Below are 17484 nucleotides of genomic sequence, written 5' to 3'. Positions count from 1 at the left end.
TCAATAGGAGTCTTTCGTACGACTGGGAAAGGAGGAATGGGCAGAATGGGTACAGAAAACAGAGAAAGCTGCTCACAAAGAGATAGCGCGGAACGCAAAGGGTATGTGAGAGCGCACCGCTCATTCAACCGGATATGGAAGGAAAGGGACAGTGCAGAGCCAGATATCCTAAGTAAGATACTGAATAAGGATAACCTGAACAGAGCTTACAAAAGAGTGAAGGCGAACAAGGGAGCGCCAGGAGTTGATGGGATGACTATTGAAGCGGCGTTACCATGGTTGAGGGAGAATAATCACGAACTGGTAGAAAGAATCAGGAAGGGGAAATATAGCCCTTCCCCAGTCAGGAGAGTGGAGATCCCGAAGCCGGATGGAGGGACAAGAAAGCTAGGAATCCCTACTGTCATAGACCGCATCATCCAACAGGCCATGGCACAGCAGCTGATGCCAATCTATGAACCTCTGTTCTCGAAGGACAGTTATGGCTATCGTCCGGGTCGAGGGGCAAAAGACGCTGTCAGGAGGATAAAAGAGTACATCGAGCAGGGATATACGAGGGCAGTCGTCCTCGACCTGTCGAGATACTTTGATACGCTGAACCATACGATACTGCTGAACCAGTTGAGGAAACAGGTAAAAGATGAAAGAGTGGTACAGATGGTAAAGCGATATCTGAAGAGCGGAGTGATGGAAAACGGTGTTGTAACAGAGACGGAGGAAGGCTCCCCGCAAGGAGGAAATCTATCTCCACTCTTAGCAAACGTGTATCTGAATGAATTCGACTGGGAGTTTCACAGGCGGGGTGTGCCATGCATCCGCTACGCAGACGATATCGTACTGCTGGCGAAAAGCGAACGGGCCGCAGAGCGACTGCTGGAATCCAGCACGAAATATCTGGAGGAAACGTTGAAACTGAGAGTGAACCGGGAAAAGAGCCGGACAGTCAGTGTATTCGCAATCCGAAATTTTAAGTTCCTTGGCTTCTGTTTTGGGAAGAACGGAAAAGGAATCTATATCCGAGTCCATGGAAAGTCATGGGAGAAAGCCAAGGATGAACTGCGCAGGCTCACTTCCCGGAGCAAGTGCGGAAGTGTCGTCCGAACTATGGAAAAGGTAAAAGTCTACATGAGAGGATGGCTAAACTATTATGGGATAGCGGATATGAAGAACAATATCGAAAGCGTGAACGGATGGCTGTACCGCCGGATACGGATGTGTATCTGGAAACAGTGGAAACTGCCAAAGACCAGGAGGAGAAAGCTGATAGGACTGGGGTTATCAGAGTGGGCAGCATGCGAAGGAGCATACAGCAGAAAATCCTACTGGAGGATGTCTAACACGGGTGTGGTCAAAAGAGCATTAACAAAAGAAAGACTGATAAACTGGGGCTTCTATGATTTAGCCACAGCCTATCAGTCTCTGCACATCAACTATTGAAACCGCCGTGTACCGAACGGTACGCACGGTGGTGTGAGAGGACGGCGGCTAATCACCGCCTCCTACTCGATTTTGCTGCTAAGCATCTTTTGTGACCTGTTTCCAGATTTCCAATGCCCGTGAGAGCCCCGGCATAGTGGTTTCTTCCATAGCCTGGATCAGTTCCTCTTCAAATTGCTGCATGAGCGTGTATTGATTCCTAACAACATTCCGCAAACGGAATATTTCTCTCTGGCAGCATTCCACACGTTCTTCATCCGTCATCTTACCCCTCCTTTCTTTTGGTACAACGCAAAAAGGCACCAAAAACCATACGAACATGATTTTTGATGCCATTGTATGTTTCATTCAGTTTCTGCTGAATCAAAGTTTACTTCCGGAAAATACCGGAACAAAAACGCTGTATCATGGATGTCCCATGCAAAATACTTACACTTAAACCGTATCACAGGATGACCCATTCGTCAATGATTTACTTTCAAATTATTCCGGTTTTACGATCTTTCCTTCTTCAAAGTAACGATCGGCAATGTAGCCTGCTGATTCTGCCCAAAGTGTATTTTCGGTATTCTGCAGCGCCTTATACGTTTTCGAGTGATAAAATGCATACGCAGCATCCGGAAAATTCATCTCATATTTTTCCATGATGATGTCAATAACATCTCGGATCTGAATACATATATTCATCGTAATGTCTTTCCCATTAAAAAAATATTTTCCCTCCATCTTATCAACCTCCTACTACAATATATTTCAAATAATATTCCTAACATCCAGCTAGGATGTTATCCATCTTATTGCTTAAGCTGTTAGAATGATAAGAGCAATTGGTATAGCGGAAACCTCCTTGGGCCTCGCGCCCGTACACAAGTCTGCTAACCAGCTCTTCATTCGCAGCGTTCGTTTTATGCAGGTTGAGCCGCCTTCAGAGTGCGTTCGTGTCACACCCCAGTAGATTGAATGGGCAATGAGTAAAACTGGTACTGACCAATTGCAATCTTAAGTAAGGAGTGACATTTTTATGAACATGAACGCAGTAGGGATTGATGTCTCCAAGAGGAAAAGTACAGTGGCAATTCTCCGCCCCGGTGGAAAGGTTGTTGTAAAGCCCTTTGATGTACCACATCTGTCTGCTGATTTCCAATCGCTTAAGAAGCTTATCATGGATCTGGATGGTGAAACACGCATTGTTATGGAATGCACCGGCCGCTACTATGAACCGGTAGCCCGTGAACTATCCCAGGCCGGTTTCTTTGTTAGTGCTGTGAATCCTCAGATTATCCATGAGTTTCAAGGGCAGGGCAATCCTCTACGTAAAATCAAGACCGATAAGGCGGATTCTGTAAAAATCGCACGCTACACTCTTGACAGTTGGGCAAATCTGAAACAGTATAATCTTATGGATGAATTACGTTCTCAACTCAAAACCATGAACCGCCAGTTTGATTTCTATATGAAACACAAAACTGCCATGAAGAATAACTTGATCGGTCTCATCGATCAGACATATCCCGGTGCCAACACCTATTTCGACAGTCCTGCCCGTGAAGACGGCAGCCAAAAATGGGTAGATTTCATTGACACTCACTGGCATGTGGATTGTGTCCGCAAGATGTCTCTGAGCGCTTTTACAAACCACTATCAGAAGTGGTGCAGCTGCAGAAAGTACAACTTCAGCAAATCAAAAGCCGAAGAAATCTATGGGAAAGCAAAGGAACTCATTTCAATGTTCTTTAAACTTTAGCTTGACTTTTTATTTGCAGGCTTGGATATTTCTAATTATACCAGAATCTCTCTTTCCATCCAACCAAAAATCTACAAATCCATCCATTCGGCTAATGATAACTGCTGTCCATACGCAGCATGTTCCTGCTCCAGTTTAAAGAGCTTTTCCGGACTCATTTTCTTTTGTACCAGACGCTTTTCTTCCTCCCTTAAAGCATCATATCCCTGCTGCCGGATTTTTTATATCTCTGCGGCAGGCTCGGATATTTTTAATAGCAATCTCCAGATCTGGATCATACTGCTTCTGTATGGAATATCCATTCCACCACTCCCGACGATAAATCTCTGGCTCACAGTAAGGAAGCGCTTTCTGACAAATTTTCAGGGAAACCGGACGTTTTAAAAAGCGTTTTCCTTTATAAATAGCCACTATCGGCTGTCCATCGAACATACTTCCATCCTTCCGTCTGGTCGAAACCATGACATCATAGTAAATGTTCCCTTTGCCGGAAATCAGACTATACCCATGAACCGGACAATACGCAAACGTACAGGACAGGGCACACCGTATTGGATCATACCGGAAATCCCACTCTCTTTTTACAGTATCATAAAACATATGGGCAGAACAGACTGCTTTGTTCATTTCCAGATATGCCACATATTTTGCCTGTTTTTCCTGCTCCTCTTCCTTTAATATCCGTTCCAAACTGTTATCATACACATAATTTTCTGACATATGGCAAGCACAGAAGCAAAACTGTGTCAGATCATCTGCCAACAGCGGGTGGTTCTGTTTACAGCCGGTTTTCCGAAAAGGACATCGGATTACCGGGTTATCATTTTCAGCACACCACTCTATCCCCATGTAGGACATATGGCGGATACAGTTTTCAAATTTTACGGATAAACCGCAGTCTGTCCGATAGTTCCTTTTTACCAGATAGTCCGTGCGAAATTCAAAACCACCATAAATATTATCAAGCTTTTCCTTTCCATAAGATCCTTCCGGTATTTTTACATATTTCGGATAATTGGTATCTGTGTATCCAGCAAGCTGAAGCATTTCCGTCAATGTATTTTGTTCCATCTCCTTTTGATCCTTCCTTTTTAATAGAGAGAGCAGAATCCCCTGCTCTCTCCACGTTTATGCTGCTTCTTCTATTTCCATAAGATCTGCTTCCAAAATATCTGCCAGTAATTCACCATGATATATGTCCTGATGGATTGCCACTTGATCTTCTCGCAGTTTTTTAATTTCCTGCATTCTAAGCAGCCGACTCTTTCCAGCCAACACATGGTCCGTCTGTTCCAGCCGTTTTCGAATTACATGCTGCCATTGTTTCAAGAAAATACTTGCTTTTTCCAGATCTTTATTCTGCCGGTCATATTCGGTCCGCTTCTGCCGTATAGTTCCTCCCGGTTCCACTTCGAGCGTATAATAAGGCGTTTCTAAATCATTTGTCTTTCTCAAAAACAGAAGAAAAGATTCTTTTTTTACAATCCGTTCAAAGTAAGTATCGGTTTTATTGATGCAATGGTGCAGTGTATTTCCTTCTTGTATGATATCCGTTACATCATCTGGTGCTATTACTGCATAAGTATCATCCCGGTATTCATATTTTTCTTTCAGGGTTTTTAATACATCGTTCAATTCTGGAAAACGTTTCAGAATTTCCTGCGCATCTTGTTTATTCTTTTTTTCTTCTATCAACAAAACCAGATCATTATGGCGTTTTTCCAGATTACCCGTCCGATATATGATCGCATCCTTGGTATTCATCCCGCAGACCTTTGCCATTTGCAGATAATCCTTCCACACGCTTAATATTTCCTTATACGATTTTCCTGCCATAAGATTTTTCTGTCGGCAAAGATAATGTTTGACCTGTATCAGGGACATACGATCTTGAATAAAGGACAGATGCTCCGGCTGAATCTTATTTTTCATGAACCAGGAACGGATTTCTTCTGCAAGATCCTTTCCTTGCGCATGTTCAAACTGAAGCCATTCCAGATATGCGGAGCCTCCGTTTTGTATTCTCAGCTGTTTTAACTGATCTCTTCGGATGCCAAGGCTTTTATGCAGTTCTCCTTTATCTTCCAGAGAAAGGACAGCCCAGTTTATCAAATACTCTTGATAAAGGGACAAAAGTCCTGCTTTTCTGATTTTTTCCAGTATCGGGTATCGCTGCACTGCCGTAAGATATGCTTCCGGAGCAAATTCCATGCCGGTTTCTGCGGCTATTCTTATTCCCGTATGTTTTAGCGGCCCTGCCTCCAATGCAGGAAGCGTGCGCCTGTACACCCGGCCTTGAGCGCTATAATGATACGGATTGTGGTAGTAGTATTCTGTCCCTGTACCCGATAATCTTGCAGGTATCCAGTGCATTTTTTTATCCTTGTATTCCTCATAAGAATATGCTTTCATTGTTCCATCTCGTTCGATCAGAATCCGTCTTTCTTCCCAAAAATGCAGCCTTGGTTTTTCCCATTTTTTCGGGTCAAAAACCGCAAATCCACGGAACTGTCTGGATACCACCTTATTCTCCATTTTTTGCAGCAGATGTGCGTCATAACTTTCAGTTACTATGCGGGGACATTTCCCCACTGATTTATAGCTTATGATTGCGCCGCATTTCTTACAGGTTCCACTGCCATTGTATTTTGGGTGATCCAAGGTCTGTATTTTTCCACAGCGGCTGCAGATACCGGTTGTAATACCATTTTCCCTGTATTCATACAATACATAGTGGTCATCAATCACATGGCGTAACAACCAGCGCTCCCAGTCTTTTGGAACCGAATGGATTTTTTTCAAAAACAGCATCCCATTTTCTTGCCCTGCGTTCATAGCCTTCCATTCTTGTAGTTTCCCGGCAGACTTGCTGCCACCTGTACAATCTTTGTATGGAATCAATTTCAAGATAGTGCAACAGACATTCTTTTTCTTTCTGCTCTATCATCATATCTTCTATATAGAAATCGCATATTCCCAGCAGGTTATCAAGTCTTGCACCGGACCACTGCTGTATGGCTGGAGTATAAGTGATAAAATCCCTTTTATCTTTATCAAAAAAGACCCGGTAATGTGGAGCAGCATTTTCCTGCACCGCTTGCTTTTGCAGATACACTTCCAGATATAAGATTTCGTCTTTTATGGCTGTACGAAGAAATCCATAGTTTTTTTCGGAGGATGCTTCCTGTACCCCTGGCTGTCCTTCCTGCACCTTTTTCATTCTTTCCGTCAGCCCCAGAACCGGAAATGTTAACAGCATTCTCTTTTTCATAAGACTATCGGACTCCTTTCCTCTCCATATACGTCATACCAGACATCTTCCCGGTATTGCTCACCGTCTATGACAAACAGCCCTGCGTCCTGAATTTCTGAATTATTCTGTTTTTCTTTTGCAATGGCAAGAATATCTCCTTTCTTTCCGGAAGCCAGAGGGGATTTCCCTCTGACTATTACAAATCCATTTCCAGCAGTTCCCTTTTCCTTTATTACATAAGAATTCCAGGTTCGTTTCGGGTGACGTGCCATATACGCAAGTCCATGCAGCAGCAGTTCTTTTATGGATAACTCTTTTAGAAGCCGCATATGGGTACAGGCGATCTTACTGTCCCACCCATCTTCGTCCAAATCCCCCTCTGCCTGAACCAGATAATAAACTGAATTTTTCCAGTCCCTGTAATAGCACAGGCAATCCAGAGGATCTTCTGCACAATGGAAACCGTTTGCCCTGCAGTTCGCCAGTTCCGTTACATTGACCTTGTCCGGAAAAAACTGGTATCCCAGACAAGTCAAATCCTTATTTAACCCTTTGTAGGCCAACATCCTGCTCTTCCTCCTTCCCGTTTTACTGCATATCAAACAACGACAGCTGCCCGAAATCCTCTTTTTTCTTCGTCTCCTGTTTTACAGCTTTTTCTGGTTTTGCAGAAGATGTCTCTTTTTTTTCTGTCTGTTTGGCTTTCCCCCTACCGGATTTTGATACTGCGGTTTTCTTTCCAGAAAGACCCGGTTCCTTTCTCTGCCACTCAGAGAGGATTTTCTCTCTTTCTTTTGTTTTTTTCTCCTCTGCCTTGTCTTCATCAGCATTCTTGTAATATTCCAGTACCCAGGGGAACACTTCACGCTCGGAAAGGGCAAGTCCTGTATTTTCCGTAAGCCTCTCTGCTCCCTTTGCTTGCGCTTGTGCCAAGGCAACCTCATAGGCTTTTCCGGTTACATAATCCAGACAATGCTGAAGAGATTTGTGTTTTTTCAAGACCTGACTATGCAGGTTCTCATCCTCTCTGCAAAGGGAACTTACATATTCCCCAATTACTCCGGCAAAGCTTCGGTCATCCAGAAGGAGCATTTCTTCCCACAGCTTCTCAGTTGCTGTCTCAAAATATCGATCCGTTATCGGAACATCTGCCAGACGGTACCGCTTTCCCTGTATAAAATCCATTGCCTGCTGATAGGGTACGGCCCATTCCTTTGCCAGTTTTTTTACGCCATCTATATCCCCTATTCCACGCAGATGCAGGGCAGCTACATTTAATTCTGAAATAGTGCTGATCATCTTTTCTAACATAAAATCCTCCTTTACCAAAACAGGAGGGGGAATCCCCTCCTGTACACGTTTATGCTGCGTCCATTTCCTGAATGGCAGCCTCCATTTCTTTTTCTACTTCCTTTGCAATCTGGCGGCGTTCATGGTCGTCCTTATCCAGAAGAGTTACCATTTCCAATACCATTCGTCGATACCAGAAATTATTATCTTTTTCTTTGATCATTCTGTTTGCTTCTTCAGACACATTTTCCCAGTCCTTATCTTCCAACTCCCTGCCACGGTATTTCTTATAAAAATCATAAACTTCTTTCATAGTCTGCGGGATCTGGAGTTTTACGGCTTCATCCATGTTAGAAAACAGTCCCATAAGCACTGGATGGTTCTTGTATTTTTCCAACAGCTGCCGGATTCCCAGCTCGCTTTTTCCAATATACAGATTTCTGAAATCATTAAAAATACCTGCTATTTCTTTTTGATCTACCATTCGTTTCCTCCTTATCTTTAAGATGCCAAATCAAAAATACTCATTTGACCTTCAATCTGGCCATCTGCCTCCGGCTCTTGTTCAGCCTTTCGCTGTATTTTTTGTGCTTTTGATTTTTGACAGCTTCTGCTTCGACCAGATAGCATGCAGCCTTTGACCCGTACAGCTGTTTCCGATAGCAGCTGTTCAAGCCGTTCCTCTGAACCAAATTCACGCATCACTACAAGATCATCCTGTTTGATGGCACGCGCCAGGTTTCGAATTTTTCCCAGTGCTACGGCTATCTGTGTTTTTCTCTGTTGAGATTCATTTAAGCAGCCTTCTACTTCACATAGATACTGATAATCTGGATTTTTGGTGTAGACCTTCAGACTGTCATTTGCCTGTTGCCGTATCTGATCAGCTTTTGCCATATAATCATCCGGCTGTATCTTAGGAATGGATACCAGAATATCATACTTCTTTAACTCTGCCTGCGTCTGCATCAACTTCAACCGGATATGGTTAAGCGTCACACCATCCGCCCACATCTTGGTTGGATCTCCATACTGACAAACCCGGTTCCATCGTTCCAGCTGCCGGTCATATACATTCATCCACCTTTGTTTCTCATTCTCTTTTATTTTCCCATCTTTCACACTCCCTGCTTCCTGCGGCAAGTTGAGACTTAACTGCCCCGATACCTGCTGCTCTTTTTTTACCGTTCCGTAAAGCCACCATTGATAGACTTCCTCTGCATTTTTCCAACTCGTTTCCTGAATCGGTTTTGGCGGGCGTTCCTGCAGCATCCGGGCAAATGCTCTCATATATGCTTCTTTAAATTTAGGATACCTTGCAAATTCTTTTTCCCGCTTTCTTCTGGATACCAAAGGGCAGCCAATGCAGCCGATTCTTGAAAATCCCAGATCATACAGCTCGCAATAGCGGTGAACATATCGGTGGATAAATACCCATACTTCCTCATCTGTCCAGTCAATGATCGGATTTAGAAACCGCTTTCCTTTTATCTGGCAGTTTTCGATCAGCCTGCGCTTTTCATCATTGTCACTGTTTAAAAAAAGGTCTCCATGCCATCTATTTCTACCAGCTTACGGTTTTTCCGTTTCCGGCTTTCTTCCCAGCGGACACCGGTGAGTACAAATTTCCCTGCGCCGCCCCGTTCTTTTAAATCAGAACAGCAATATCGTACCATCCTTGTAGGGGGAAACCCCTTTTTCACAATCAGATCCCACATAGTTGTCTCCGGCTTGTCCATATATACATCCGGGTATTCTTTGCGGATAAAATAGAAAAGCTCCGGCGGATCCACCGTCGTAATATGATAATGAGCCGTAAACTTTGCCCCTGCCATAACTGCCAGCTGATAAATCACCTGACTGTCTTTTCCGCCGCTGAATGCTAAGTAATAGCCTTCCGAACTCATTGCAAGTGCAGCTGCCTCAAACATTTTTAAATAACTGACTGCATGTGCTATTTTCTCTTCTAACCGGAATAAACACATTTGCTCCATTTCTTCCCCGTCCTTTGCAGTTGATTTTGCTGTTGGACGGAAAAGCCATGCTTTGCGGTGTGTCTTTTTACGCTGCCTGACCGACTCCTTTTATCAAAATCCTTACGCGCAATCGCAGGATTTCTAAGCAGCAACCTGGGTATTTACCCAGGTTGGGAAGAAAGAAAGCATGTTTATAATCCAATTCTAAGAGCTGCATATGCCACTGGGCGAATTTCCAGAATCTCTGCGTTGAAAATTGCCCGGTATGGTTTTTCTTTGTTCATGTTTTCTATCCAGTCACGAAATGCCATCTCAATTTCAAACCCTACTTCCTCATATTCCTGTTTCAGAAACATATATTTATATACCACCCGATAGTTTTCCCGTTTCGTAAAATACGAATATTTCACTTCATAAACCGGAATCCGGACGATGGAATTTAAAAACTGGGATGGATGTAGGTTTTGAAAAAACTGCGGTATTCCTTCGTGGCGGGTCTGGTCTGATACTCACCAATTTCATCAAAAAAAGCCTCTTCTGCAAATTTGTGAAGGTGCATCTGCATCCTCCTCTCCTTTTTCTCTGTATTCTCTTGCCCTTCGCCGGACTGTGGAAGGAAAGCATAAAAAAGCATCTGCCACCGCATCTACACTATATCCCTGGTTTAGAAGCTGTGCCATAACTTTTCCTTTTTCATTCTGATCCAGCTTGTCAAACCCTTCCCTATGTATTTTCTTTTTCATGATTTTCTGACATAAGGGATGGTCTGGACCATACTGATACATTTTTCTTGCCTCATCCGCATTCAGGTCACATAAAATCGCAATGATCAGACAACAGTACCCTGCGTATTCTTCGTCTCTCATTTCACCACCACCCTACCGATAGATCAGATAATACCTGCCGTGACTGTCTTTTTGAAAGGATGATCTGTGTTCATAAATGCAGCCTCTGATCCGCTCCCGATAATGGCGCTTTCCTCTTGCTTTCGGATGGTCTGCAAGTGCTTCATACAATTCTTGAAATGTTGCGTTCCCTCCTTGTTCTTCCATTACCGTACAGATTAACACATACCAGGTCATTGCGTTTGAGTCCTGCTCTAAGACACAAAATGTTCCATGTTTCCGATAAGAAAACGGTATCTGAATACTGTTTTCTTTTTGGAACAACAATAAATGTTCCGTCGTAATAGGAATAAACGGATACCTTCCTGTATATTGCTTTCTGGCAGATTTGCAGTGGAATTGTCCTTTTACAATCCAGGATTTCATTTGACCAATGGTCATAATATCATCCGCAATCGAATGGAAAATTCCATTTTGGCGGATGTCTCCTACAAGCACTGCAAGAAATCCTCCGTTTCGCAGACTCAGGAACATTTTCCTTACGACAAAATTCAATTTTTCAATAAATTCCCAATAAGATTCACAGCGGCTTAAATCATCCGGATGTGCACTTCCCCACATTTCTCCTGAATACCGTATAATGGAATGATAAGGAGGATGTAAGAATACCAGATCCGCTCGATCTTCCACTTCGTCTTTTAACGCATTCCATCCACCCTTTCCCTGTCGCAAATTCGGATTCAGATCATACTGGATACAGGAAAGCCCCATTTTATCAGCTACATCCTTACTGGTTCCAGAACCGCACATCGGATCCAAAAATAAAAAATCCTCTTTTTTTCTCCTCGGAAGACATTCCAAAACAAAGGAAAGTATTTTCTGCACAACCTGCGGCGCACAATTTCCACGCCACATATGGTTTCCGCCCTGTGCCCTTTCTGGAAATGCCATAAAAGATGTCAGATCTTTACCGGCACAGGAAGTCAGTTCCATCGTTCCAAGCGTTTGTACAATTTCTTTCCATCTGAAGCCAAACTCCTGCTTCAATAATTCTTCTGCACGTTTTAACAGCGTGGGTTCCATGGCTTTCTCCTTTCACGTAATACTTTTACTTCCATATCCCGTTTATCCGGTTTCACACATACTGCCACTCCGCTGAAAGAATTCCCAAGTTTTCTGAAGGAACGCTGTTTTCCGGCCAATAGCCTTTTTGCAACTCCAAAAGCCCTTCCTTCACAGGAAGCGATATAGAGCCTGCTTTTCTTATCCAGTTCAAAATCAATTCGCTTTCCCGGACTGATACCTTCATTTACTGCCATCAAAACCTGTAGTTTCATTTTTACCTCCGCTAAAATAATGGATAACTAGTAAGAATCCGAAATCCCCAGTCTGCACTCTTATCTTTTATCAAGACAAGACGGGCTTTTTTCAGGTTTTCCTGCAGCATATCCTCTCCCTTTTTGAAACCATACCCAATGGTTTTTTGAAAGTGTTTTACCAAGGAAAGGCTATCGCTCCAACAGTTCCTTAACCAAAATGAAATTTCATCATCAAAACATTGACGCATCATCTCCTGTGCTACAGTAACCGCAACCTCCATATCCCAAAAAGATGTGGCATAATCAATATCCTCTCTGGTTAAGCGGCACCACAATGCCTGCACCTGAATATCTGAATGCTTTCTTAATGTATGTCCTCCATACAAATCCACCTTGTCCAGATTCGCCCGGATGGAACGAAGCGTATTTTCAACAATTTCTTCTGGGATATCTGCAAATAAATCCACCATGTATACTCCTTTCTGATGAAAACAGATACTGATATCCCGTTCTTGCGGATACCAAAATCTGTTTCATAAAGAAAAGAAGGGATTTTTCTTCCCTTCTCTGTACTTTTTTGCTATCCGCAATATTTTATTTTTTATTCGGATGTATTCTGCCCTCCTTTTTCTTATTTGCATAAGTGCGCCCCAAACCTGTACGATACAGAAATAAAAAAAGACACCAAAAATCCATTCTGATTTTTGATGTCTTACTGTATTTTTAAGGTTTCCCTGAAATTATGCTTCCGGCAAACGCACCGGAACAAAATCCACTGCATAAAACTTATGCACAAAATTATCATCCACCCTCAATTTAGCACAATATCTAGTATGTGTCAATGCTTTAAATCAATACATATAGTTTTCCGTGATGTCATATTATAGAAATATTGAACCGATAAGATATACAACAATTCATTTTCTTATTTTCTTTTAATATTTGAAGACATTGGATTACCAGTGCATTTTTCTCTGCGTTGCAAAAAACATAAAACATTTTATATCATCTCATAAAATATCTGGATCATATGCTATCAATCCATCCTAGGAAACATTTCATTAATCAGAGTAATTTAGCGGAAGCAAAAGGGAAAATACAATCCATCCCTTCTCAATGATCATCAATGGTAAGCTGCGTTCTAACGATTGACTGACACAATATTTTAAGATATACTTGGAAAAGATAATTGAAAATCAAATATTTTATTCAAAGAAGTAGGTTATTTTATGGGATATGGATATTTGTTTTATATTGTTGTTGGTTTTTGTTTCGGAAGTATCCTTTTTGGTCAAATCATACCTTTTCTTCTAAAAAATGTGGATGTAGTTGAAGCATCAGATGATGGAAATCCCGGCACCTTTAATGCCTTTACATACGGTGGCATGGGTTGTGGAATTCTTGTTTTATTACTGGAACTTTTAAAAGGAGCTTTTCCAATTCTGTTGTGTGCATCTCGCATAGGGAGAAACTCCTGGTTGTTTCCATTTGTAATGGCAGCACCTGTATTTGGACACGCACACTCTATTTTTAATAAAGGAAATGGTGGCAAAGGAATTGCTGTTTCTTTTGGTGTTTTACTAGGATTGCTTCCAATTTGGCAACCACTGGTTTTGCTCATTATTTGGTATTTACTCTTTCTTATGGCAATACCTGAAAAATCCAACACAAGAAAAAGCATCTATGCTTTTTTTGCATTCGGAGTTAGTTCTGCATTTATTGTAAAATATAAAACGATTCTATATGGCTGCCTTTTAATTTCCACTATTGTCATTCACAAACATTATTTAAGTGCTATTGAGCAAAATTAATAAAAAAAGTTATAAAAAGCGTAACAAATGGAGGTTCTGATGAGAGCACTGATATTATCCTGTAATACAGGTGGTGGCCACAATTCTGCTGCAAGAGCAATCGCAGAAGAATTTCGTGATCATGGCGATGAGGCTTATGTGTTTGATTATCTCTGTCTCGCAGGCAAAGGAATATCAAAATTAGTTGGTGACGGTTATGTACAGATTGTGAAAAAAACGCCTCTTTTATTTGGGTTGATCTATAAATTAGGAATGATAATCAGTCGGATTACTCGGAAATCACCAGTTTATTATATTAATGGGCGTATGGCAAAATATCTCAGCAATTACTTAAAAGAACATCCAGCAGATGTTCTAATCATGCCACACCTTTATCCTGCTGAAACGATTACTTACATGAAACGAAAAGGGATGGAGTTACCTATAACTATTGCTGTAATGACCGACTATACCTGCATTCCATTCTGGGAAGAAACAGACTGTGATTATTATGTTCTTGCTCATGAAGCTTTACGGAAATCTTGTATAAAAAAAGGAATACCAAATGAAAAAATTCAGACATTCGGAATTCCCGTAGTAAAAAGCTGTCGATTAAAAATTAGCAAAAAAGAAGCTCGTAAAAAATTAGGTTTAAAATTAGATCAGAAATATTTCCTGGTAGCTGGTGGCAGTATGGGCGCTGGAGATTTTACGGAACTGATTCAAAAATTGATTTCCAGTACAAATACAGAGCAAATCCTTGCTATTTGTGGAAATAATCGAAAAGCAGAGCGAAAATTAAAAAAGAAGTTCAAAAAATGCTCTCGCGTAATGGTGTTAGGTTTCACAAAACAAATGCCGCTTTATTTAAGTGCCTGTGATGTCGTATTTACAAAACCAGGAGGATTAACCTCTACAGAAGCGGCTGTCATTGGTGTTCCAATAATTCATACAACTCCCATTCCTGGTTGCGAAACAATCAATCGGCGTTTCTTTATACACACCGGTATGAGTTTGTCTGCACTTACCTTAAAGGGACAAGTTAATAAAGGAATTCGTCTTATCAATGATTTAGAGGTTCAAAAAAAGATGAAAAATTGTCAAGCAAAACAGATTCATGAGGATGCTGTCAAACAATTATACCAATTTGTTTGTTTACAATACAACGCCATAAAAGAACATACTTCTTAATTATTATTCATTCTCATTACATCAACCCATTAAAAAAGTCCAATCAAGAAGTCTATCACCACTAGGAATGATTGCTTGATTGGACTTTTAATTTCTTTACGATTACACTCGTTATTTCAAACGATGTCCTATCTTTTTTTCTAAGCCACTATAATGAATATTCTTGTGCGTTGAAATCGCACTTCCGGAAATTTGGAAATCAGAGTTCCGGTACTCGGAAATCGCCTATTTTGTGCTTGATGACTTATTCATTTCTGTTGGGATATTGGTCAAGACCTTGCCGCATCTGCGGTGCGTAGCAGTCTTTACCAATGTCTCAACAGAAATTATGATTTTGTATGTACAAAGGCGAATCTATAAAGTGATTTCCATATCACCGGACAGCTGATGTAACATTATCCGGAATATTCACTATAAATTTGATACATATTCTTTTAAGACATCATATAAATTCACCGGGTGCTCTAATGTCTGACTATTTAATGTATCTTTCCATTTAGGAATTTCTAATTCATCAAATAGGAGGCACAATAAAGCGCCTGTCTGATATGGCATTTTATCATATAAATAATTAACACTGAAATTCCCAGCTTCGATTTGCCTAAAAACATCTGACATCGGAACGTTAGTCACATTATCAAAATACATAATACCATAATTATATCCAACTATTTTAGATGCTTTAATGGTAAGATATTGCGCTGTTCCTTCTGCTGTTTCGTATGATAGTTCTGATAATACATAAGTTTTATTACTTTCTATACGTTTTGAAACTATATCTACGTATTGTTTTGCAAAAGTGATCAACTTTTCATGACTTTTTTGCGATTGTAATTCTGTATTTATATTATCCAATATTTGATATTCTTTTTTTAGTAATGCCATATCCTTATCATTCAATGTATTTTCTGGACTTTTCACCATTTTCCATTTGTTCTGCATATAATAGTGAAAAGATTCGTGTGCTAAAAAAGGTGCAAAATGCGAACTAGTATTTTGCATTTCAAAAGATTTTTTATTATCATATTTGACATAATATACATTATTTCCAAACACAGAATATTGCTCACCTATCGTATTAAAACTACTTCCTACATCAAAACGTATTTTTAAAATCTGGGGTACAATAGGCACAATACGATAAACTGATTGCAATTTAAATTCTTCCGGCATTGCTATTTTTTGCGAAAACAAATTTCCAGAAAACTTTTTGGGATTTATCAAATAAGTAGCGAAAGAGTCTCTGGACACGGTCAAAATAGGTTTGTCTGCTAAATCAAAGTCCGTCCACAATTTTTCTGTTTTTATCTTTTCATATAACTGATTATATTCGGCTAACATTTTTTGATCTGTCTCGTTGAGCTGTGAATATCGCGTAGCATAGTATTTATTTTTTATAACAATTCCAAACATACACAGCAATAAAATAATTATAATCGTTCCAATAATGATCGCTACTTTTCTTTTTTTTGTCATAGAATCCTCCCCATATCAAATGAATATTGGTTAAAAATATTGTAATCGAACAAAAAAATTGCTTAATACTAAAAATGAAATCAAATTATTCCAAAATTATTATTTTTTATAAAAGCCCGTAATAGCCAAAGTAAATCCAATAGTTGCAAAGAAAACATAAACGATGATCGGTATAGAATAAAAGAATTGTCTATTACATATAAAACAGATAAAAACAACAAGCCAATCCTAATTAACAAAAGCTTACTCTTCATAAGCATCCTTTAGTCAAAATTTTATTTACTTTTTACTGTTCAACAATCCATTTATCCTGTCAATTGGGAATTTGTCTTCTATGTCAACTACTTTAAATAAATTTAATGGAAGTTCTTTTTCTTCAATCAATATAAGATATTCATTAACAGCTCTACGGTCGATCATTATTTTGCCATGTCCAGCCCAATGACGATTACTCTCTTGTTTTTTTAAGCCGGAAATCCAGTATTCATCTCCGCTTTCAATATCTATATAGTTTGAATATTCACCATTACTCTTCTGAAAAGCATGATCATTAAAGTAAATAGTCTTTTTAGTTTTTGAAGTTTTCACATATCCGATCCATGCCGGGCCGTCATCAGAATATCCTGTTTTTAATTCAATGTACATTAGTTTCTTAATCATTTTGTTCCTCCAAAGTCAAGATTTAATTTGTCAGTAATTTTATAGCCTTCAAAATACCTTTGATTTTATAATTCTAAATTTCTCTCAAACGATAAGTATCTTGTTCCCTAAAATGCCAGTTTTCCAATATCGTTCTCTGCTAACGTGCCATACTCTGAGCCTGATACAGCCATTTCTATCCTGATACCACTTTCTACCTAAAAAGTAATCTAATATAAGGTATCAAATACTGTATAATATCCATATGCCCCGGTTGCCTCTCCCCCATTTGGATAATTATGATGTGTAGTATCCTGACGTTTTGCAACAACTTTTGCTTTTACCGTTATGCGAGGAGAATGATTATTTTTATTCCAGGTAGCAATTCCCTTTGTAAAAACAAATACAACCATCGACAGGACTATTACAAAAAAATGAGAAATATATCGAGCATTATTTTCTCCTCCTACTATTTTGAGTTCATCTGTTTTTCCTTTGAAAAATTATTCTATTTGCCATACAAC

Annotated in this window: 21 protein-coding genes and 1 pseudogene; 4 read left to right on the top strand and 18 right to left on the bottom strand. The window is 40.2% G+C overall.

The genetic code is table 11. The features are described from left to right. The first annotated feature begins 45 nt into the window (after positions 1–45). Positions 46–1437 (top strand): group II intron reverse transcriptase/maturase, encoded by a 1392-nt coding sequence (ltrA, locus tag QOX44_RS00255; RefSeq protein ID WP_283681000.1) that lies wholly within the window; start codon positions 46–48, stop codon positions 1435–1437. A 78-nt stretch (positions 1438–1515) separates the two neighbouring features. On the opposite strand, the gene QOX44_RS00250 is transcribed toward ltrA, so the two are convergent. Together QOX44_RS00250 and QOX44_RS00245 are read right to left on the bottom strand one after the other, a co-directional pair. Further along, entirely contained in the window at positions 1516–1701 is a 186-nt protein-coding gene (locus QOX44_RS00250) for a hypothetical protein (RefSeq protein WP_283680640.1), read from the bottom strand. Between the two features lie 219 nt (positions 1702–1920). Continuing rightward, positions 1921–2163, bottom strand: a complete 243-nt coding sequence (locus tag QOX44_RS00245; RefSeq protein ID WP_283680639.1) for a hypothetical protein — start codon at positions 2161–2163, stop codon at positions 1921–1923. 295 nt (positions 2164–2458) lie between these two features. On the opposite strand from QOX44_RS00245, the pseudogene QOX44_RS00240 reads away from it, so the two are divergent. Then, positions 2459–3175 (top strand): annotated as a pseudogene (locus QOX44_RS00240) (IS110 family transposase); the annotation flags it as partial. Between the two features lie 204 nt (positions 3176–3379). On the opposite strand, the gene QOX44_RS00235 reads toward QOX44_RS00240, so the two are convergent. The 13 genes from QOX44_RS00235 to QOX44_RS00175 all read right to left on the bottom strand — a co-directional run bounded on the left by QOX44_RS00235 (position 3380) and on the right by QOX44_RS00175 (position 12334). Continuing rightward, positions 3380–4252 (bottom strand): sarcolemmal membrane-associated protein, encoded by an 873-nt coding sequence (locus tag QOX44_RS00235; RefSeq protein ID WP_283680638.1) that lies wholly within the window; start codon positions 4250–4252, stop codon positions 3380–3382. Positions 4253–4309: 57 nt separating this feature from the next. After that, on the bottom strand, positions 4310–5983 hold the full coding sequence (locus tag QOX44_RS00230) for a PcfJ domain-containing protein (RefSeq protein ID WP_283680637.1): 1674 nt from the start codon (positions 5981–5983) through the stop codon (positions 4310–4312). Next, positions 5922–6452: a hypothetical protein gene (locus QOX44_RS00225; protein ID WP_283680636.1), complete on the bottom strand. Its 531-nt coding sequence runs from the start codon at positions 6450–6452 to the stop codon at positions 5922–5924. The genes QOX44_RS00230 and QOX44_RS00225 overlap by 62 nt, the downstream gene beginning before the upstream one ends. After that, positions 6449–7000 carry a DUF7666 domain-containing protein gene (locus tag QOX44_RS00220; protein WP_283680635.1) on the bottom strand — a complete coding sequence of 184 codons (552 nt, stop codon included), beginning with the start codon at positions 6998–7000 and terminating at the stop codon, positions 6449–6451. Before QOX44_RS00220 ends, QOX44_RS00225 begins: the two co-directional genes overlap by 4 nt. Positions 7001–7022: 22 nt before the next feature. Next, positions 7023–7745, bottom strand: coding sequence for a Cas9 inhibitor AcrIIA9 family protein (locus tag QOX44_RS00215; protein WP_283680634.1), 723 nt, complete (start codon positions 7743–7745; stop codon positions 7023–7025). A gap of 49 nt (positions 7746–7794) precedes the next feature. Further along, a complete protein-coding gene (locus QOX44_RS00210) occupies positions 7795–8208 on the bottom strand; it encodes a hypothetical protein (RefSeq protein ID WP_283680633.1) in 414 nt (137 codons plus the stop codon). A gap of 17 nt (positions 8209–8225) precedes the next feature. Next, positions 8226–9014, bottom strand: a complete 789-nt coding sequence (locus tag QOX44_RS00205; RefSeq protein WP_283680632.1) for a hypothetical protein — start codon at positions 9012–9014, stop codon at positions 8226–8228. 245 nt (positions 9015–9259) lie between these two features. After that, positions 9260–9718 (bottom strand): phosphoadenosine phosphosulfate reductase domain-containing protein, encoded by a 459-nt coding sequence (locus tag QOX44_RS00200; protein ID WP_283680631.1) that lies wholly within the window; start codon positions 9716–9718, stop codon positions 9260–9262. A 173-nt stretch (positions 9719–9891) separates the two neighbouring features. Beyond that, positions 9892–10056 (bottom strand): hypothetical protein, encoded by a 165-nt coding sequence (locus QOX44_RS00195; RefSeq protein WP_283680630.1) that lies wholly within the window; start codon positions 10054–10056, stop codon positions 9892–9894. A gap of 165 nt (positions 10057–10221) precedes the next feature. Further along, the gene (locus QOX44_RS00190) at positions 10222–10566 is read right to left on the bottom strand and encodes a helix-turn-helix domain-containing protein (RefSeq protein WP_283680629.1); all 345 of its coding nucleotides are present in this window, start codon (positions 10564–10566) and stop codon (positions 10222–10224) included. 12 nt (positions 10567–10578) lie between these two features. Then, positions 10579–11628: an SAM-dependent methyltransferase gene (locus QOX44_RS00185; RefSeq protein WP_283680628.1), complete on the bottom strand. Its 1050-nt coding sequence runs from the start codon at positions 11626–11628 to the stop codon at positions 10579–10581. Next, entirely contained in the window at positions 11610–11882 is a 273-nt protein-coding gene (locus QOX44_RS00180) for a hypothetical protein (protein WP_283680627.1), read from the bottom strand. The genes QOX44_RS00185 and QOX44_RS00180 overlap by 19 nt, the downstream gene beginning before the upstream one ends. Before the next feature lie 11 nt (positions 11883–11893). Next, positions 11894–12334: an RNase A-like domain-containing protein gene (locus tag QOX44_RS00175; protein WP_283680625.1), complete on the bottom strand. Its 441-nt coding sequence runs from the start codon at positions 12332–12334 to the stop codon at positions 11894–11896. Positions 12335–13093: 759 nt separating this feature from the next. Between QOX44_RS00175 and QOX44_RS00170 the strand changes: the two genes are divergently transcribed. Together QOX44_RS00170 and QOX44_RS00165 are read left to right on the top strand one after the other, a co-directional pair. Then, on the top strand, positions 13094–13675 hold the full coding sequence (locus QOX44_RS00170; RefSeq protein ID WP_283680623.1) for a glycerol-3-phosphate acyltransferase: 582 nt from the start codon (positions 13094–13096) through the stop codon (positions 13673–13675). A 39-nt stretch (positions 13676–13714) separates the two neighbouring features. Next, the gene (locus tag QOX44_RS00165; RefSeq protein ID WP_283680622.1) at positions 13715–14845 is read left to right on the top strand and encodes an MGDG synthase family glycosyltransferase; all 1131 of its coding nucleotides are present in this window, start codon (positions 13715–13717) and stop codon (positions 14843–14845) included. Between the two features lie 411 nt (positions 14846–15256). On the opposite strand, the gene QOX44_RS00160 is transcribed toward QOX44_RS00165, so the two are convergent. From QOX44_RS00160 to QOX44_RS18005, 3 genes are all read right to left on the bottom strand, one after another. Further along, a complete protein-coding gene (locus tag QOX44_RS00160; RefSeq protein WP_283680621.1) occupies positions 15257–16321 on the bottom strand; it encodes a hypothetical protein in 1065 nt (354 codons plus the stop codon). Between the two features lie 279 nt (positions 16322–16600). Next, complete coding sequence (locus QOX44_RS00155) at positions 16601–16981, bottom strand: mannose-1-phosphate guanylyltransferase (protein WP_283680620.1); 381 nt, start codon at positions 16979–16981, stop codon at positions 16601–16603. 209 nt (positions 16982–17190) lie between these two features. Next, positions 17191–17385, bottom strand: coding sequence for a DUF2500 family protein (locus QOX44_RS18005; protein ID WP_331488287.1), 195 nt, complete (start codon positions 17383–17385; stop codon positions 17191–17193). Positions 17386–17484: the final 99 nt, after the last annotated feature.

This window comes from Parablautia sp. Marseille-Q6255, from assembly GCF_951230155.1.
Classification (GTDB): domain Bacteria; phylum Bacillota; class Clostridia; order Lachnospirales; family Lachnospiraceae; genus Choladousia.
Note: the sequence above shows the minus strand (reverse complement) of the source record. Positions and strands in the feature narration are given on the sequence as shown.